This is a genomic window from Bacillus benzoevorans (assembly GCF_014207535.1).
GTDB classification, from domain to species: domain Bacteria; phylum Bacillota; class Bacilli; order Bacillales; family Cytobacillaceae; genus Bacillus_BD; species Bacillus_BD benzoevorans.
The window spans coordinates 26,543-44,200 of record NZ_JACHGK010000026.1 but is presented as its reverse complement, the minus strand read 5'-3'; the positions used below and the strand labels follow the sequence as shown (position 1 = coordinate 44,200).

At 44.2% G+C, this 17,658-nt stretch carries 16 protein-coding genes, 9 tRNA genes and 1 riboswitch; of the genes, 21 read left to right on the top strand and 4 right to left on the bottom strand.

Annotated elements, in window-relative coordinates:
• The first annotated feature begins 177 nt into the window (after window positions 1-177).
• The 9 genes from HNR53_RS21390 to HNR53_RS21350 all read left to right on the top strand — a co-directional run bounded on the left by HNR53_RS21390 (window position 178) and on the right by HNR53_RS21350 (window position 1,434).
• Window positions 178-254, top strand: a tRNA-Asp gene (locus tag HNR53_RS21390).
• Between the two features lie 269 nt (window positions 255-523).
• Window positions 524-599, top strand: a tRNA-Phe gene (locus HNR53_RS21385).
• A gap of 22 nt (window positions 600-621) precedes the next feature.
• Window positions 622-705, top strand: a tRNA-Tyr gene (locus tag HNR53_RS21380).
• A gap of 7 nt (window positions 706-712) precedes the next feature.
• Window positions 713-788 (top strand) — tRNA-His (locus tag HNR53_RS21375).
• Window positions 789-806: 18 nt separating this feature from the next.
• Window positions 807-878: transfer RNA gene (locus HNR53_RS21370), tRNA-Gln, on the top strand.
• Window positions 879-956: 78 nt separating this feature from the next.
• Window positions 957-1,030, top strand: a tRNA-Gly gene (locus tag HNR53_RS21365).
• Between the two features lie 145 nt (window positions 1,031-1,175).
• Window positions 1,176-1,247: transfer RNA gene (locus tag HNR53_RS21360), tRNA-Asn, on the top strand.
• A gap of 12 nt (window positions 1,248-1,259) precedes the next feature.
• Window positions 1,260-1,350: transfer RNA gene (locus tag HNR53_RS21355), tRNA-Ser, on the top strand.
• A gap of 10 nt (window positions 1,351-1,360) precedes the next feature.
• A tRNA-Arg gene (locus tag HNR53_RS21350) sits at window positions 1,361-1,434 on the top strand.
• Between the two features lie 169 nt (window positions 1,435-1,603).
• Here HNR53_RS21350 and HNR53_RS21345 read toward each other — a convergent pair.
• From HNR53_RS21345 to mgtE, 4 genes are all read right to left on the bottom strand, one after another.
• Complete coding sequence (locus tag HNR53_RS21345; RefSeq protein WP_184529906.1) at window positions 1,604-2,281, bottom strand: response regulator transcription factor; 678 nt, start codon at window positions 2,279-2,281, stop codon at window positions 1,604-1,606.
• The gene (locus tag HNR53_RS21340; RefSeq protein ID WP_184529904.1) at window positions 2,278-3,657 is read right to left on the bottom strand and encodes a sensor histidine kinase; all 1,380 of its coding nucleotides are present in this window, start codon (window positions 3,655-3,657) and stop codon (window positions 2,278-2,280) included. Before HNR53_RS21340 ends, HNR53_RS21345 begins: the two co-directional genes overlap by 4 nt.
• A 166-nt stretch (window positions 3,658-3,823) precedes the next feature.
• The gene (locus tag HNR53_RS21335; RefSeq protein ID WP_184529902.1) at window positions 3,824-5,047 is read right to left on the bottom strand and encodes an FtsW/RodA/SpoVE family cell cycle protein; all 1,224 of its coding nucleotides are present in this window, start codon (window positions 5,045-5,047) and stop codon (window positions 3,824-3,826) included.
• Between the two features lie 175 nt (window positions 5,048-5,222).
• On the bottom strand, window positions 5,223-6,581 hold the full coding sequence (mgtE, locus tag HNR53_RS21330; RefSeq protein ID WP_184529900.1) for a magnesium transporter: 1,359 nt from the start codon (window positions 6,579-6,581) through the stop codon (window positions 5,223-5,225).
• 415 nt (window positions 6,582-6,996) lie between these two features.
• On the opposite strand from mgtE, the gene HNR53_RS21325 reads away from it, so the two are divergent.
• From HNR53_RS21325 to HNR53_RS21270, 12 genes are all read left to right on the top strand, one after another.
• Window positions 6,997-7,770: a hypothetical protein gene (locus HNR53_RS21325; RefSeq protein WP_184529898.1), complete on the top strand. Its 774-nt coding sequence runs from the start codon at window positions 6,997-6,999 to the stop codon at window positions 7,768-7,770.
• A gap of 71 nt (window positions 7,771-7,841) precedes the next feature.
• Window positions 7,842-8,020, top strand: a riboswitch (cobalamin riboswitch).
• Window positions 8,021-8,052: 32 nt separating this feature from the next.
• On the top strand, window positions 8,053-8,208 hold the full coding sequence (locus HNR53_RS21320) for a hypothetical protein (protein ID WP_184529896.1): 156 nt from the start codon (window positions 8,053-8,055) through the stop codon (window positions 8,206-8,208).
• A 16-nt stretch (window positions 8,209-8,224) separates the two neighbouring features.
• Window positions 8,225-9,196, top strand: a complete 972-nt coding sequence (locus tag HNR53_RS21315) for an ABC transporter substrate-binding protein (protein ID WP_184529894.1) — start codon at window positions 8,225-8,227, stop codon at window positions 9,194-9,196.
• Window positions 9,162-10,220, top strand: a complete 1,059-nt coding sequence (locus tag HNR53_RS21310; protein WP_184529892.1) for a FecCD family ABC transporter permease — start codon at window positions 9,162-9,164, stop codon at window positions 10,218-10,220. Before HNR53_RS21315 ends, HNR53_RS21310 begins: the two co-directional genes overlap by 35 nt.
• A gap of 3 nt (window positions 10,221-10,223) precedes the next feature.
• Window positions 10,224-11,699 (top strand): adenosylcobinamide amidohydrolase, encoded by a 1,476-nt coding sequence (locus HNR53_RS21305; RefSeq protein WP_184529890.1) that lies wholly within the window; start codon window positions 10,224-10,226, stop codon window positions 11,697-11,699.
• Entirely contained in the window at window positions 11,696-12,661 is a 966-nt protein-coding gene (gene cbiB / locus HNR53_RS21300) for an adenosylcobinamide-phosphate synthase CbiB (protein ID WP_184529888.1), read from the top strand. Before HNR53_RS21305 ends, cbiB begins: the two co-directional genes overlap by 4 nt.
• Window positions 12,636-13,721, top strand: coding sequence for a threonine-phosphate decarboxylase CobD (gene cobD / locus HNR53_RS21295; protein ID WP_184529886.1), 1,086 nt, complete (start codon window positions 12,636-12,638; stop codon window positions 13,719-13,721). Before cbiB ends, cobD begins: the two co-directional genes overlap by 26 nt.
• Window positions 13,691-14,281 carry a bifunctional adenosylcobinamide kinase/adenosylcobinamide-phosphate guanylyltransferase gene (locus HNR53_RS21290; protein ID WP_184529884.1) on the top strand — a complete coding sequence of 197 codons (591 nt, stop codon included), beginning with the start codon at window positions 13,691-13,693 and terminating at the stop codon, window positions 14,279-14,281. The genes cobD and HNR53_RS21290 overlap by 31 nt, the downstream gene beginning before the upstream one ends.
• A complete protein-coding gene (locus tag HNR53_RS21285; protein WP_184529882.1) occupies window positions 14,269-15,789 on the top strand; it encodes a cobyric acid synthase in 1,521 nt (506 codons plus the stop codon). Before HNR53_RS21290 ends, HNR53_RS21285 begins: the two co-directional genes overlap by 13 nt.
• A complete protein-coding gene (gene cobS, locus HNR53_RS21280; RefSeq protein ID WP_343065370.1) occupies window positions 15,773-16,567 on the top strand; it encodes an adenosylcobinamide-GDP ribazoletransferase in 795 nt (264 codons plus the stop codon). The genes HNR53_RS21285 and cobS overlap by 17 nt, the downstream gene beginning before the upstream one ends.
• The gene (locus tag HNR53_RS21275) at window positions 16,525-17,154 is read left to right on the top strand and encodes a histidine phosphatase family protein (RefSeq protein ID WP_184529880.1); all 630 of its coding nucleotides are present in this window, start codon (window positions 16,525-16,527) and stop codon (window positions 17,152-17,154) included. Before cobS ends, HNR53_RS21275 begins: the two co-directional genes overlap by 43 nt.
• Window positions 17,106-17,546 (top strand): bifunctional adenosylcobinamide kinase/adenosylcobinamide-phosphate guanylyltransferase, encoded by a 441-nt coding sequence (locus HNR53_RS21270; RefSeq protein WP_184529878.1) that lies wholly within the window; start codon window positions 17,106-17,108, stop codon window positions 17,544-17,546. Before HNR53_RS21275 ends, HNR53_RS21270 begins: the two co-directional genes overlap by 49 nt.
• Window positions 17,547-17,658 lie beyond the last annotated feature (112 nt).

Genomic DNA, 17,658 nt, shown 5'->3' with positions numbered 1-17,658 from the left:
GGCTGAAGGGATCGGTCTTGAAAACCGACAGGCGGGTCAAACCGCGCGGGGGTTCGAATCCCTCTACCTCCTCCATTTACATTTAAATATTTTTACTATCGCGGGGTGGAGCCGTCCGGTAGCTCGTCGGACTCATAACACGAAGGTCGCGCACTTCTTATCCTGCCCACGCAATATGGTCCGGTAGTTCAGCTGGTTAGAATGCCTGCCTGTCACGCAGGAGGTCGCGGGTTCGAGTCCCGTCCGGACCGCCATTTTTTTTAAAATTCAATATAACTTGTGGCTCAGTAGCTCAGTCAGTTACATCGTCCCGCAGGGGATGTAACTTGCGATAAAAGCCACAGAGGCTTTTAAAGCACAACGACCACTAGATACCTTTAGGAACAAACAACGTAGACGGCTTTATATATTAGCCGGTAAGGGAAATCTACATCGTCCCGCAGGGGATGTAACTTGCAACAAAAGCCATAGGCTTTTGCAGCACAGCGGCTATAAGCTGCTTGTAGGGTTCTTTATTCAATACGGCTCAGTAGCTCAGTCGGTAGAGCAATGGACTGAAAATCCATGTGTCGGCGGTTCGATTCCGTCCTGAGCCACCATTTTTTTAGTTTCATTTAATATGGAGGGGTAGCGAAGTGGCTAAACGCGACGGACTGTAAATCCGTTCCCTTGGGTTCGGCGGTTCGAATCCGTCCCCCTCCACCATATAATGGCGGCTGTGGTGAAGTGGTTAACACATCGGATTGTGGTTCCGACATTCGTGGGTTCGATCCCCATCAGCCGCCCCATTTATTTCGATGTATTATTGGGCTATAGCCAAGCGGTAAGGCAACGGACTTTGACTCCGTCATGCGTTGGTTCGAATCCAGCTAGCCCAGTATCGCAGTATAGCCAAGTGGTAAGACCAAGGTCTGCAGGACCTTTATCCACTGGTATTGAAAGAACATTAATATTTTGCGGGTGTAGTTTAGTGGTAAAACTACAGCCTTCCAAGCTGTTGTCGTGGGTTCGATTCCCATCACCCGCTCCAATAAGTCTTCTATTTTCCGCAGTAGCTCAGTGAGCCGCAAGCGTCCCGCAGAGGATGCGGCTTGCGACAAAAGCCAGAGGCTTTTGAAGCACAAATTACCGTTCTATTTTGTGCACTATCTATATGGTTAATAATTATTCTATTTTCCGCAGTAGCTCAGTGGTAGAGCAATCGGCTGTTAACCGATCGGTCGTAGGTTCGAATCCTACCTGCGGAGCCTTTTTTTATTGGAGAAGTACTCAAGTGGCTGAAGAGGCTCGCCTGGAAAGCGGGTAGGTCGGGCAACCGGCGCGAGGGTTCAAATCCCTCCTTCTCCGCCATACATATGTTGCGCCTTTAGCTCAGCAGGATAGAGCAACGGCCTTCTAAGCCGTGTGTCAGAGGTTCGAATCCTCTAAGGCGCGTAAAGCTGTTTTTACTATCGTTGAGTATTCTGTCGTTTTCAAACTGCAAAAAAAGAATTTCATTTTGTTCTAGGGCGATTCTCCAACATTGGAGAACGCCCTTTTTGTTTCCAATGCCGAATATTGAACGGCTAATAGGGATTCTATGTATTCTCATTACCGACTCAGCTTATTCCTTACCTGTCCATTTATATCCTACTCCCCAAACCGTTTGCAAATGTTCATCTGCTGGAAAGCCTGCCTTGCGAAGTTTTTCGCGTAAATTTCTGACGTGAGAGTCAATCGTCCGATCCTCGGTAGAGACATCGTGTCCCCAGATAGAAGTGATTAGATGTTCTCTTGAAAAAACCTTGTTCATATTGCTAAGAAACAGGCTTATCATGCCAAACTCTTTCGGTGTTAAAGGGATTACCTGCCCGTTATAATGCAGCTGATAGGAACTATGGTCAAGCAGCAGTCCCTTAAATGACATTATTCCTGATGCACTTTTGCTTCTGCGCAAAACTGCTTCAATTCTGGCAGTCAGCTCTTCTTCGTCAAACGGCTTCGAAATATAATCATCTGCGCCGGTTTTTAATCCCTTTATAATATCCGTTTTCTCGCTCATCGCCGTCAACATAATAATCGGTATATCCCAGGTTTTGCGGATCTCCCTGCATGCCTCCCAACCGTCCATTTCCGGCATCATGATATCTAATAAAATAAGATCCACGGGATGAGATTGAAGATAATGAATCGCATCGCTGGCAGATTCTTTTTTAATACATTTGTATCCCGATGGCGACAGGTACAGCGATAGTAAATCAAGCATCATCGGTTCATCATCTACGAGTAAAATGGTTTTCATTGCATCTGAGCTCCTTCATGAAAAATGATTTCGAATTCCGTCCCTGCGTTTTCTTCACTTGTTACCGTAATGTCGGCACCGTGGGCATGAACGAGTTCTTTTACAATGGCAAGACCAAGCCCTGTTCCTCCGAGGGAACGGGTCCGTGATTTGTCGACACGATAGAAACGGTTAAAAATATAGGGGATGTCTTTTTCCGGGATGCCTTTCCCACTATCCTTAACCGATAAATGAATGGAGTTTCTTGCTTTCCATCCTTTTAAGGTAACCTTCGCCCCCTCCCGAGAATACTTCATCGCATTATCCAATAAGTTGAAAAGAATTTGTTCGAGACGTAATGGATCAGCATATAAGCATAAGTCGGGGTGGCATTCGACCGCAAGTTTAATCTTTTTTTCTTGAAAGGCTGGACTGAGTTTCTCCTCCATTTTATTCATAAAATGGACCAAATCAATCCTCTCTTTCTGAATGACAAAGGAATTCTGATCGATTTTGGCCAGTTCAAATAACTCTTTTATTAATCGGGACAAACGGTTTGATTCATCTACAATGATGGTTAAATATTTTTCTCTGTCTTCAGCAGCAAGATTTCGTTTGAGAACAATATCGGCATACCCCTTTATGTAGGTAAGGGGGGTTCTAAGTTCATGGGAAATGCTAGCCAAAAATTCATTTCGCTCCTGTTTTAAGTAGCCTAAATCATTTGCTAATGATTTGATTGATTTCGCTAAATCACCTAATTCATCATTTGAAGTTTTCGGCAGTATAACAGAGAAATCGCCTTTACTGATTTGCGAGGTAGCCTCCTTCATTTTTATAAGGGGTTTTGTAATCCCTTTTGAAAGAAAGATAATGATGATAAATGTTAAAAATACGGAGATCCATCCTGCCATAATAAAGTGTTCATTTAACCCCTTTATTAAAGAATGGACAGATGCCGTATCCTGAAACATATAAACATACCCGACAGGCTGATCATTAACTCGAATAGGGCTGATTGTGGCAATATATGGTCCTTTCTTCCATTCATTTTCGATCACTTTTCCTCCCCAAGGAATGTCTGAATGAACGGGCTGCAGGTATTCCTGAAAAGGACTGCCTTGAACGGAAGAGCCAAGGATTTCTCCGGAACGATCGGTGATCACTACATCCGTGGTAGATTCGGATTCCATTAGTACAACATGATCAATCGTTTCGCGGTTGAAATACTTTTCAAGAATAGCCCTGTGGGAATTTCCCCGGGCCTGCAGGGCACTAAGTTCTTCTTCCACTCTAGACTCTACAATTCCCTCATGTAAAAAGAAAAACATAAAGGTCATTAGGCCGAAAATAATTAAATAAAATAAAATTCCCAGTTTGACAGACAGTTTTTTCAAATGGATTCACCTATTTTCAATTCATGTACTTTTAGTTTACATGAAATCTTTCGAGAAATTGTGCAGGGAATGAAAATAGTTTTCTGCAGCAAATCAAAACCACCCGTTCTCACGGATGGTTTTGATTAAGGTATATTCCACCTTTATCCATTAATCAAACGTTTGATTAAATCGACTTCGAGTGTTTTTCGGCGCGAGATGGAGTGCTGTTTGTGTTATAGTTTTGACCTGTTGAGAACATATATCCCTTATAATGATAACGAATCCCGTAAATGAGTCCCATCGCCATCATATTTCCCATAAGGGAACTTCCGCCATAGCTGATAAATGGAAGCGGGATCCCGGTAATTGGCAGAACCTGAATCGTCATCCCGATATTTTGGAAAACGTGGAAGGTAATCATACTAATGACACCTACACAAAGATAAGTATTATATGTGTCTTTCGTTTCGAAAGCCATTTTCGTCAAATGATAGATTAAGAGGAAGAATAGTCCGATGACAAGACTGGCACCGAAGAACCCGTATTCCTCTCCAATGACGCTGAAAATAAAATCCGTATGGCTTTCTGGAATATAAACCTTTCGTTCGCCAAACCCTTTTCCGGTTAGAAGACCAGAACCAATGGCTTTAAGCGAGTTTGAAAGGTGGTAGCCTGCTGCATTATTTTCCGGGTCCAGCCATGCATAAATCCGGTCAAATTGATAGGATTTAACATGGAGGTATTTTTCCAGAATTTCCGGCGCCCATATAACAAAATAAAGAATCGTACCCATTAGGGCAATAGCACTTCCGTAAAGGGGAAGGAGAATTTTCCATGTTATGCCGGATATGAAAATAAGACCTGTCATAATCGCCAGCATAACGAGTGATGTTCCTAAATCGGGCTGCATCATGACGAGTCCGATTGGCACCATTGTAACCAATCCTATTTTATATAGGAGGATAAAATCCGTTTTAACTGTTTTATTGATGTATTTTTCATGATGAAGCTGAATCGTTTTACTCAAAGCAATAATCAGAAAAACCTTCATAAATTCAGACGGCTGAAGTGATCCGACAGGAGTAGAAAACCAGCTTTGTGCCCCGTTGATCTTTGGTGTAAGGGATGACTCGGGTGCCACTGCTAAAATAAGCAATAAAAAGAGACCAAACCCATACAGGATCCATGTCAGTTTTTTCAACTGATCACTGTCAAAACGCATCATAACGGCAATGATAGCAGCTCCGACACCGTACCAAAAAATTTGCTGGGCTAAGAAATTCTTTCCCCCATACTGCCCGGAAGCCTGTCCGCTATAAATAGCCACACAGCTGACTAAAAAAAGCATCAGAAGTAATAGAGTCAAAGTCCAATCGAATCTTTCAGTTGTTCTATTTTTACTCACCATTTAAAACCACACCTTTTTCTTCCCGGTTTCCATTATAAACCAAATGGAGTGACATACTTATACTCTAATATATACGATTTTCATAGTCATTTCGTTTCTTTTTGCAAAAATAAATAAAAAAGAATAGAAACATAAAAACCAGCATGAACGGTTAGCGTCGTGCTGGTTTTTTAAGCTACATTAATTTTTCAATAAACATCGTGGCAATTCCAAAGTAAATAAATAATGAAATAATATCATTCAAAGTGGTGATAAGCGGTCCAGAGGCAACGGCAGGGTCAATGTTCATGCGGTAAAGAAAGATTGGAATAATCGTGCCGGCCAAAGTTCCGATAATCAAAGTCAGGAAAAGGGAAGAACCGACAACAAATCCGAGTACGGGGTTCCCTTGCCAGACAAAGGCAATAATGGCGATAATAATGCCGCATATTAACCCAATGATAAAGCCAACGATAAATTCCCGCATAATCAGTTTGAAAATAGCCTTTTTATCTAAATCATTGTAGGAAAGACCACGGACCACAACAGCCAGCGATTGTGTCCCTGTATTCCCGGTCATGCCTGAAATCATTGGCATAAAGTAAGCAAGCGGAACGACGAGAGACAATGTTTTCTGATATCCGCTGATAATGCTGCCTGACACCACCCCAATAAACAGGAGCAGGATAAGCCATGGGAGACGGCGGTAAGCGGCAACGATTGATTTTGTATCAAAGTCAATCGCTTTCCCTGATGCCGAGAGCTTTTCAATATCTTCTGTTGCTTCTTGGATGACGACATCGATAATATCATCGACGGTCACAATTCCCATTAACATACTTTCTTCGTTTACCACTGGAATAGCGAGAAAGTCATAGCGCTCAATCATTCTGGCCACTTCTTCCTGGTCGATTGTATCTAATACAGAAAGGACCCGCTCGTACATAATGTTACGGATCTTTTCATCGGGTTCGGCAATAAGCAAGTCGCGATAGGAGACAACCCCAACGAGTTTCCGCTCTTGATCGATGACATATAAATAGTTGATGGTTTCAGCAAATTCGGCAAAGATTTTTAGTTTATCGACCGCATCTCTAACCGTAAAATAATCGCGAATCCAGACAAAGCGGTTTGTCATTAACCGTCCTGCTGTCTCAGGGGGATAATTCATAATGTCCTGGACAATTTTGGATTCCGACTTTTTCATCCCTGATAATAGAATTTTCATTTTCTCCGGAGAGAGTTCATGCAGCATGGAAGCTACGTCGTCGTTATCCATTTCATCGAGAACTTTGCTTGTTTTTTCAATACCAAGCTTGCTCAGAACATCGAGTTGTTCTTCTGTGCTCAGTTCTTCCATTAGATCAGCAAGTGAATCGATATTAAAATGCAGTAAAAAGCGGGTTCGATGCTTTTCCGGCAGATCTTCATAAATTTGAGCAATATCATATGGCTGCAATTCATCCAGAATAGCATCCAGATCTTTTTGTTTATTTTCCTTTAATGCCTTAATGATATACAGTGTGATTTGATTTTCTGTCATATTCTGAATCAAAATTCTCACTCTCCTTCCACCGGAAAAGTCTTGTTTTATGAGAAGGTGTGTTTCCGTAAATTTAGCTCTGCTATGATAATAATCATGATTATTATCATGATTATTATAAGGAAATATTAACTTAATTGAAATGATAGTTTTGTAATACTTTGGTTTTAATTAAACGGAAATGACAATGATAAGTTAGTATATGTCAATCTTCTGAATTGGAAAGAGTGTAGACATGAGAAACAGAGAAATTTACATTTATTCTGATAAAGCAAAATCGTACTTAGTGTCCCAATAATAAATATAATTTATTTAAGATCTTTTACTGCTTATTTGCTATGATAGAAGCAGATGGTATTATTCAAGGTGCGGCTGTTTTTGAAAAAAGGAACAAACATGCTTACGCTTTACATATGGGGGTTTCGAGTTGAAAAGAAATTCTGACATACGAGATGTGATCTATGTCCATTTAAATGAAAAAAATCAATATGTGCTGTCCTATGGGATTGAATTCTTTGAATTTGTCCTATCTTTATCTGATACGCTTAATCATTTGCTTCTTCTCAAGCACAGCTTTGAGGACAGCGATTTCAATATGCACACGATGCTCGATTATGTCCCAAGGAAAAGAATTATGAAGCTTGTCGATGATGAAGTATATAACTACGGTGATTTTTGCTGGATTGACTTTGAAGAAATGGACGGCTTAAATGAACTCCCCGGGCAGGCTTTGGCCGAACTGCTGTACCTTGGGCATGTGAAAGAACATTTAAAACTGCCATTTTACAGCTATTTAGGCAACCGCTATGTCTATTTGGCGCATGATGATGGATGGTTTAACAAAACCTATTATCGTGATTTAACTGATTTTTATCATCTAGCAAGTCAGGTTATTTCCATGAAACTTGGTTATGCCAGACCGGAAAAAAACATCTTAGGGATCAAAAGGAAAAGAAGCTATCCCGAAGTTGACATGCATCTCATCCTTTCGTTGAAGTCGTTAATGAAGGAAGGAATGGTCCTTTCCTTAAAGGGAATGACGCAAAACCGGCTGCGAATTGAGCTCCCTATTTGGGTGATTGGTGATTTTGCCAACATGGATGATATGTATGAAGAATATGAAAAAAGCGTTAAGCATCCGTGTGAAGCCAAATTAATTTTTGATAAAAAGACACGGGAATGGAAAATGCGTTCTAATTAATGTAGTATAATTCATTGAAAAATAAAAGACTGTCAAATTATATCTCCAGTGATATAATGTTGCCAACGGAAAATTTCATACGGAAAAAGGGTGTCTTATTTAAGACTTAATAGGGAAGTTGGTGAAAAGCCAACGCGGTCCCGCCACTGTAAATGGTAGTGACTTGTATGATCCACTGTGCAAAATGCATGGGAAGGGACAGGAAGCAATAACCATAAGCCAGGAGACCTGCCTGATTTTCTATGTACAAAATAACCCGCGAGGAACGGGGGATGTACGGTGATGTCTAGTCTTAATTTTATTGGAATTTATCTAGCAGCCCTGCATCTCCCAGTTTGTGGAGATGTTTTTTTATGGATTCTTTTCCTGGAAACGGCCGTTTATAAACAAGTCGGCAGTTCAGTGACGGTTGGTTTAGAGCATGTACTGATTTTATGACGAGGAGGAAATGTAATTGAGAAAAATTTACTCATTATTGTTTATCTTGCTGCTTTCTATCTTTGTAGTGGCAGGCTGCGGAGCGGCGGATAAGAAAGAAGTAAAAGGAAATGACAAAACAGCCAAAACAGAGCAGGCAGAAAATGGGGCTTTTCCTGTTACCATTCAAGATGCTGCCGATAAAGAGGTTGTTATTGAGGAGAAACCGGAAAAGATTGTCTCGCTGATGCCGAGCAATACGGAAATTGCTTTTGCATTAGGTTTGGGCGGGAAAATAGTTGGTGTAACAGACAATGATAATTATCCGGAAGAAGTAAAGGAAAAGGAAAAAGTCGGCGGGATGGAATTTAATATTGAGAAAATTATTTCATTAAAGCCGGACCTTGTTCTTGGCTTTGGCGGACAGGCAATGGGAAGTTCTGCAGACGGATTGCAGCAGCTTCGAGATGCGGGCATTACTGTACTTGTCGTGAATGATGCAACAAGCTTTGCTGATGTGTATAAGGCGATAAATATGGTTGGAACAGCAACAGGTACGAAGGAAGAAGCTGAAACCATTGTTGCTGATATGAAGGCTAAAGTAGACGAAATAAAAGAAAAAGCTGCCGGTATTAAAGAAGAGGACAAGAAGCAGGTATATATTGAAGTATCACCAGATCCGCTTTATGCCGCAGGGACAAGCACTTTCATGAATGAAATGCTTGATATCATTCATGCGGAGAACGTTGTGAAAGAAGAAGGCTGGCCTTCTATTGATCAGGAGGCAATTATTGCTGCTAATCCAGATGTTATTCTTACAACTTATGGATTTTATATCGAGGATCCAGTGGGAATGGTGACTGGTCGTGAGGGATGGCAGAATCTAGACGCTGTGAAAAACAAACACATTGTAGACGTTGATTCTGATACTGTTACACGTTCCGGTCCACGGCTTGTTGAAGGAGTAGAGGAAGTTGCCAAAGCGGTATATCCGGAAATTTTTAAATAATAAAGGAACAGCTTTTTGCCTTGCGTTTGCTTTTTTAATTGTATCGATGATAATGGCGATATCCATTGGTACCGTGCATGTGCCGGTCTGGGATATTATGCAAATTATTAGTTCGGAGATTTTCCGTTATTCTCCAGAATCAGTTGATCCAATGTACACGAATATTGTTCTCAATATTCGTGTGCCGAGGGTGATATTAGCAGGTCTTGTAGGGGCGTCTCTTGCGATTGCAGGAGCCGCCTTTCAAGGATTATTGAGAAATCCACTCGCTGACCCCTATACACTCGGCGTCTCATCAGGTGCCTCAGTCGGAGCCGTCATCACATTGTTTCTGCACCTATCCCTTCCAATTATCGGATCCTTTACACTGCCGTTTATGAGCGTTATCTGTTCGTTTTTAACGATCATAGTGGTTTTGTTTTTTGCACAAAAAATAGATCGATTGCTGAAAGTAGAAACGATTATCTTAACGGGGATTATCTTTAGTTCCTTTCTAGGTGCATTTATTTCGTTGATGATTGCTTTAACCGGAGATGAGCTGCGGCAGATTATTAGCTGGCTGCTCGGAAGTGTCTCGATGCGGGGCTGGGATTATATTATCATCATCCTCCCGTTTTTTCTCATCGGCTCGCTGCTTTTATTTTTCAATGCAAGTGAATTGAATGCGATGTCATTTGGGGAAGAACGGGCTCAAGCCTTAGGGGTAAATGTGAAAGGGCGAAAACTGCTGATATTATCAGCTGGATCGATTTTAACAGGAGCGGCCGTATCGGTATCAGGTACGATCGGGTTTGTCGGTCTGGTTATTCCCCATTTAACGAGGCTCTTGTGGGGTCCGGATCATAAGCATTTACTGCCATTATCGCTTTTAGCCGGTTCCGGATTTTTGATTTTGGCCGATCTTGTGGCGAGAACGATTATTTCTCCATTGGAACTTCCAATTGGTGTGATTACGGCTATTATCGGCGCACCGGTATTTGGACTGATTTTACTAAGAAGTAAAAGCAAGGAAAGGGGGGCTTAAACTGTGTTGGAAATTGAGCATATGTATGGCGGCTACGGAAGTGAGTGTGTGCTGGAGGATGTTTCGTTAACAGTCAAAAAGGGAGAGCTGTTTGGCATCCTCGGTCCAAATGGGAGCGGGAAGACGACATTATTGAAAATGATTAGCGGAATCCTGCCCTATCAGCGGGGAAACGTTACGCTGAATGGGCATTCTCTCAAGTCGTATAGCCCAAAGAGCCTGGCCAAGATGATGGCCATCCTGTCCCAGCATACATCGGAGGCGTTTTCCTATACGGTGAAGGAAACCGTATCACTTGGGCGCTATGCCCACCAAAAGGGGTTTTTTAAAGAATGGAGCAGCGAAGATGAAGAGGTGGTTCAAAGCGTCATGAATTGGACCGGGGTTGCTGACATGCAGCATCAGTCGATCCAGTTTCTTTCAGGAGGAGAACGGCAGCGGGTGTTTTTAGCGCAGGCCCTTGCCCAGGAACCGGAAATTCTGCTCCTCGATGAGCCGACCAACCACCTTGATTTGTCCTATCAAAAGGAATTATTTGACCTGATTAAAAGATGGACGCATGAACAGGGATTAACGGTGATTTCCATATTCCATGATCTAAATTTATCCGGTCTTTATTGTGATCGGCTGCTGCTCCTCGAAAATGGGAAGGTGATTAGCTGTGATATCCCGGATGAAGTGTTAAGGCAGGAAAGAATTGAAGTCGTTTACCATACCAAAATTGCCCGGCAGCCCCATCCGAAGGTACCGGCACCGCAAATCATGCTGCTCCCGGAAATGAACGAAAGCGTCGTGGTGCCGGAATGTATTACGGAGGAGTGTGTCAAGGTGTTGGATGATATTGTTGTACTCCGTGCACCTGCTGCCCTCAGGACGATGTCCTCCGGTGTCATTGGTGCTGGAACCGGCTGGCATAAGACATTCGTCAACCGCCATGTAGACCGGAATTATAATTGCAGCGACCATCGGAAAGAAATGGCTGATTTTCTTAGAGAAAATGGTTTTGAACCTTCGGAAACCGTTGGCATGATGACCGCTGTAAACGTGCAGGATGTCGTGTATCGTTTGTACGAGGAAGATGGCTGGTCTGTCTTATTTGTCGTGACGGCTGGTGTTGGGAATGCCGTAGATGTATCGAACAGCTATTCATCCAGCTACCCGATCAGACAAGGAACAATCAATTCGTGGATCTTTGTCAATGGAGAATTGACGGAAGAAGCATTTATTCAAGCGATTATGACGGCAACAGAGGCCAAAGTGAAGGTGATGCATGAGTTAGAAATTAAAGATCCGCAGACCGGAACATTGGCAACAGGCACTTCAACAGACAGCATTCTCATTGCTGCTTCACAAACGGGGAAACATTTTGAATTTGCCGGTTCGATCGCACCGCTTGGGAAACTGATTGGCAAAGGGATTTATGAATGTACTCGTGAAGCGATCGGGAAAAGCAGTAAGAGGAGGGCGATGCTCGGATGATCATGCAGCATTTGTTTGCGATTACGATGGCATTTGTAATTGACTTCTTTATCGGTGATCCGCCTTCCTGGCCCCATCCGGTGAAATGGATCGGCGCCCTTATTGCGAGATTGGAGAAGCGCTGGAATAAGGGGAAGCATCAGAAAGGAAAGGGAGTCCTGATGCTCTTCGTTGTGCTTAGTATAGTTCTTGTCCTGTCATGGTCGGCTTGTTTCCTTGCCTATAAGATTCATCCGCTGGCCGGGATTGCCGTCGAAAGCATTCTCATCGCGACGACAATGGCCCGTAAAAGCCTGCGGGATGCCGCAATGGAAGTCTATCAGCCGCTCGAGCAGGATGATTTACATGAGGCAAGAAAGAAGCTCTCTTATATTGTCGGCCGCGATACAGCGGATTTAGATGAAAGTGAGATTGTCCGCGGGACCGTTGAAACCGTTGCAGAAAATACGAGTGATGGTGTGACAGCTCCGATGTTCTGGGCTTTCATCGGCGGTGCGCCGCTGGCACTGCTTTACCGGGCTGTCAATACATGTGATTCGATGGTTGGCTATAAAAATGAGCGCTTTGCCCAATTTGGCTGGGCCTCCGCGCGGATGGATGATGTTGCCAATTGGATTCCAAGCCGCTTGACGGGGTTCGTGATGCTGTTAGTTAATCATCCGCGCAAAACTACGGCTCGGGCAGCGTGGAGGATATTATTCCGCGATGCCAAAAAGCATCCCAGCCCGAACAGCGGGTGGTGTGAGGCTGCTGCTGCCGCCCTGCTTGGCGTGCAGTTAGGAGGCAGGAATACATATAAAGGAATGGTCTCGAACCGTGCTTTAATGGGGGACCCTCTTCATCCTCTAAAAAGATATGACATTACGAAAATGAATTCTATTTTATTCAGCACGGTGGTTGGTTTTCTACTACTTTTATGGCTTGGAGGGGTTCTGTTTGAAATGGCCGTCACATGGGTCTAACCCGCATTATTTATATGAAGCAGCAGGCTTGAAACAGCCGGAGAGGATACTAGACTTTAGCGCCAATATTAATCCTCTCGGACCGCCTGATTCTTTAAAGAATCATTGGTCAGAGTTTTTCCAAGGGATTAGCCAGTACCCCGATCCGCATGCGGCATCGTTGAAGGCAAGGATTGCTGAGCGGGAAGGGGTAGAGGAGGAACAAATCTTAATTGGAAACGGCGGTGCTGAACTGATTAGTTTACTCGGCAGAATGCTGACCGGAAAACAGGTTGTGATTGTGGAACCGGCATTTTCAGAATATGAACAGGCCTGCCGTGTAAATAACTGTCAAATTGAATATTTTGCACTGGATGATAGCGGGGAATTGAACTTTCCACGGCTATTGGAAAGACTTTCTCATACGGATGCAGTCTTTCTTTGCAATCCAAATAATCCAACGGGGGTTTATTTTTCACGGAATATAGTAATAGAACTATTGCAAGAATGCAAGAAACAAAACTGCCTGCTCATTGTCGATGAGGCCTTTTATGATTTTGTCGTGGAGTATGAGACGCTTGTACCGTTATTAAAGGAATCGGAGCAGCTGCTCATTCTTCGTTCCTTAACCAAAATGTTCGCTATCCCCGGCTTGCGCTTAGGCTTTGCGATGAGCAGCAAAGAAAGAATCGAGAGTCTGGCAGCCTATCAGTCTCATTGGAGTGTGAACGGGGTCGCTCTTGCCGCAGGAACTCTCTGTCTTGAGGAAGATGACTATATAAAAAGAACCCAGGGCTTAATCGCTCTGGAGCGGGAGCGGCTGTTTTCTTTTTATAAGAAAAATCGTTTTGCCTATTCCCCGTCAAGGGTGAACTTCTATTTGCTGCAGGATATGGAGCTTGGCGATCAATACCCCTTATTTGCGTACTTGCTGCAAAAAGGAATCGTTCCCCGTCATACCTTTAATTTCCCGGGTTTGGAGGCAAAGTGGCTTCGCTTTGCTGTAAGGGGCCGTGTGGAAAATGACACATTAATGGGGGCGTTAGCGGAATGGCGCAGCAATCATCGCTCATCTTTGTAAGCGGCGGAGTCCGCAGCGGAAAAAGCCAATTTGCGGAAAAGTTAGCGGCTGACATTTGGCGTCAGGAGCCAAAGAACGGCCTGCATTATATTGCGTCGATGCAACGCTCGGATGGGGAAATGGCGCAGCGGATTACCCGGCATCAGGAAGACAGAAGGAGAAGCGGGCTCAAGTGGCAGACATGGGAGAAGCCTGTGTCGATCGGTGAGCTTGCGTCTTCATTTTACAGCCATGATGTTGTACTACTGGATTGTTTGACCACCTGGCTGAACAATGAATTGTTTTTCAGCGCTGGGGACTTTCAGGACAGGGTATTCCTAGAGCAGCTGTTTGTCCAAATGAGGGATGGAATAGAAAAGATTAAACGACGCGTTACAGCATTAATTATCGTCAGCAATGAGGTACTGAATGAACCGATTGGTGACAATGACCTGATTCTGACATACAACAGGCTGCTGGGAAGATTGCATCAAGCAATCGTAAAGGACTGCCGCGAGGCGTATTGGGTAGAAATGGGTATTCCAGTGCAAATGAAAGGAGAAACGCGATGCGGGGAGTGATGATTCAGGGGACGGCTTCTGATGTGGGGAAAAGTATGATTGTCACCGCACTATGCCGTCTTTTTGCCAATGAAGGTGTAAAGGTGGCTCCATTTAAATCACAGAACATGTCGAATAATTCCTATGTGACGCACGACGGATTTGAGATTGGCCGTGCCCAGGGGATTCAGGCGGAAGCGTCCAAAACGGAGGCGGATGTGAGAATGAATCCAATTCTGCTTAAACCCCGTTCCGATCAGGAATCAGAGATTGTTCTCTTAGGGAAAGCAGTGAAAACATTATCGGGAAAAAGATACCGTGATACGTTTTATGAGACAGGGATCGAAGTCATAAATAAGTCTTTGGCGCAGCTTGCCGATGAATATGATGTGATTGTTATGGAGGGTGCAGGGAGCCCGGTTGAAATGAATTTGAAGGATCGGGAACTCGTGAATATGAAGGTGGCAGAGCTTGCCGATATTCCGGTCTTTTTAGTTGCCGATATTGACCGGGGTGGCGTTTTTGCCAGTATTGTCGGGACGCTGGAGCTGTTTACGGAAGCGGAACGGAAAAGAGTGAAAGGGATCCTGATTAATAAATTTCGCGGTGATCGCAGTCTGTTTACGGACGGTGTGAAATGGCTTGAGGAGCGGACAGGTCTTCCGGTTTTAGGGATACTCCCTTATCTTCATAATCATATGATTGATAGTGAGGATTCATTATCGTTAAATGAATTTCGTCATAAGAAGAAAAACGGTGATCTTGATATCGCTGTGATTCAGCTGCCATATGCCTCCAATATCAGTGACATTGAGCCATTTTTTTTCGAAGAGGATGTAAGCCCTCGTTTTGTGCGCAATGCAGGTGAATTTGGTCATCCGGATGCCGTGATTATTCCAGGGACCAAAAGTACGATTCGCGATTTGCAGTTTTTAAAAAGAGAAGGTCTTTTTGAGAGTATTGCAAGCTTTGCCCGCTCAGGAGGCTTTGTGACCGGGATTTGCGGCGGCTATCAGATGCTTGGGACGAGGCTGATCGATGAGGAAGGGAGCGATACTGGGGTGGCATCATCGGTTGAAACGGGGCTGGGTTTAATTGAAAGTGAGACTTACTTCCGTAAAGAAAAGCAGACGATCCGGGTCAAGGGCACCTGCCACCCGCAGACGGATATCGGGATCGGTGTGGTCGAAGGATACGAAATTCATTTAGGTGATACAGTGATGCTGGAAGGTGCCGTAAAACGGCCTTTGTTCCTGTTTGGCGAGGACCGTGAAGAGGGCTATTACAGTAAGGATGGACGAATTGCCGGTACCTATCTTCATCATCTTTTTCATAACGATGGCTGGCGTAATTATTGGCTGAATGAAGTCCGGCGCAGTGCAGGTCTGCCGGAACGGGAAAAGGTCGACGTCGGCGCCTTTAAGGATAAGCGTTACGACATACTGGCGCAGGAAATGGGCGCCTTTCTCGATTGGGAGAAGGTCAAGCAGATTGTCATGGAATGGGGAATCAATGATGAAAACCATTAAAGGGTTGATCATGGGGATCCAATTTTTTACGAGCATTCCTATTCCGTATGCGGTCCCGATGGATCGGGACCATATTGAACGTGCCGTGAGGACGATGCCGATATTAGGTTTGCTGCAGGGGGCGTTTTATGCGGGTCTGCTGTATATTTTGCTTCATTGGACCCCGTTTTCTCCGCTGGCAGCCGCCTTTTTTGTCTGGCTGGCCATGATTCTCGTGACGGGCGGTATTCATTTGGACGGCTGGATGGATACGAGCGATGCTTTTTTTTCCTATCGTGATAAGGATAAGCGCCTGGAGATTATGAAGGATCCCCGGATGGGGGCATTTGGTGTCCTCTCAGTTATTGTCCTATTGAGTACCCGTTTTCTCTTTATCTACGAGAGCATTCTTCACGCGGTGGACACTGTTTATGTTCTGATTATGCTTATTCCTTTTTTAAGTAAAAGTGTGGCCGGGGTTCTGCTTATTAAAGTGCGTGCCGCTAAAGAGGACGGGCTTGGCACGATGTTTAAGAAAGCGGCAGGACGCTATACGCTTTGGTTTTATCCGCTTTATATTGCCATTGTATTGGCTGTGCTTTGGCTGCTGCAGCCTCAGGTTTTAGGCGGTGCCGCAATCCTAGTTTTGATGGCCGGGTTATTTATATTATTTGCAGCACGAAAAGCCGTTAAATGGTTTGGCGGGATTACAGGTGATGTAATAGGGGCATCGATAGAAGGAGTGGAAATCACTTTATGGCTGACGCTGTGGTTGTGGCTTTATATCGTCACGGGATAACCGAGGAAAATAAGCGGCGTGCTTTTCTAGGCTGGACAGATGCTCCTCTAAGTGACGATGCGATAGTAGAATTGGAAAATCGTAAATTCAAGGCAGCCCCCTGCCAATGGCTGGTTTCAAGTGATTTACAGCGCTGCGTGCAGACAGCGAACATTTTGTTTCCAAATAAAGAGATTTATCAGATACCGGAATTCCGTGAGATGAGTTTCGGTCTTTGGGAGGGGAAGGTACATGATGAGCTTGCCGGTAATCCTCAGTATGAAGAGTGGTTAGAGAGCTGGGTGGAAATGCAGATTCCCGGCGGAGAAAGCGCACAAATGTTTAACGCCCGTGTAGAGTCCGGCTGGAAAAAGGTCAATGAAATGATGGTCCATAAAACGATTCAGGCTGCAGCGATTGTCACACACGGCGGAGTTATCCGTTATTTGCTTTCCAGCCTGGCAAATGAGGAGCGTCAATTTTGGGACTGGAAAGTTCCCCATGGCTCCGGGTTTGAATTAATTTGGAATGATGAAGAGACCTTCAGGAGGGGTGAGCGATGCACTTTGTTACGGGAGGTGCCTTTAACGGAAAATCCGCATGGGTAAAGGCGTATTATCATATGGAAGCAGAAGCAGTCGGTAACTGGTTTTCAGGTTACCGCGGCGATGCGCTGCCGGAGGACTTACATTCTGCTGCCGGCGTAATCGTTGTTTTAGAAGGAATTGAGCAATGGGTCAAAGAATTATTAATGGAGCATGATCCCAAGTCTGCCCAGGATATGTGGCACGCGGCTCTGGAAAAATGGCTCCAGTGGGAGCGCGGTCAGCAGGGACGAGTTGTTTGTCTTATTGGTTCAGATATAACAAAAGGAATTGTCCCTGCTTCAGAAGAGGAGCGGGAGTTACGTGATACCGCCGGGCGCGTCTTCCAGGACACAGCCGCTGTGTGTGAGCGCGTTGACCTGATTTGGTATGGAATTGGGCAGCAGTTGAAGTGAGAAAGGTTGTCATGGAGGATTCATAGATCCTGAAATCGAATGGTCAGAGTAGAAAATATTAAAATCGGTGAACAGAATGAAATCAGGTCACCAAACAACCTAAAATGAATGA

Bases quoted from the DNA above. Each gene is read 5' to 3' on its own strand.
- HNR53_RS21345 (WP_184529906.1), bottom strand. From the start codon at position 2,281: ATGAAAACCATTTTACTCGTAGATGATGAACCGATGATGCTTGATTTA.
- HNR53_RS21335 (WP_184529902.1), bottom strand. From the start codon at position 5,047: ATGGTGAGTAAAAATAGAACAACTGAAAGATTCGATTGGACTTTGACT.
- HNR53_RS21320 (WP_184529896.1), top strand. From the start codon at position 8,053: ATGTCTAGTCTTAATTTTATTGGAATTTATCTAGCAGCCCTGCATCTC.
- cbiB (WP_184529888.1), top strand. From the start codon at position 11,696: ATGATCATGCAGCATTTGTTTGCGATTACGATGGCATTTGTAATTGAC.
- HNR53_RS21290 (WP_184529884.1), top strand. From the start codon at position 13,691: ATGGCGCAGCAATCATCGCTCATCTTTGTAAGCGGCGGAGTCCGCAGC.
- HNR53_RS21285 (WP_184529882.1), top strand. From the start codon at position 14,269: ATGCGGGGAGTGATGATTCAGGGGACGGCTTCTGATGTGGGGAAAAGT.
- cobS (WP_343065370.1), top strand. From the start codon at position 15,773: ATGATGAAAACCATTAAAGGGTTGATCATGGGGATCCAATTTTTTACG.
- HNR53_RS21275 (WP_184529880.1), top strand. From the start codon at position 16,525: ATGGCTGACGCTGTGGTTGTGGCTTTATATCGTCACGGGATAACCGAG.
- HNR53_RS21270 (WP_184529878.1), top strand. From the start codon at position 17,106: ATGCACTTTGTTACGGGAGGTGCCTTTAACGGAAAATCCGCATGGGTA.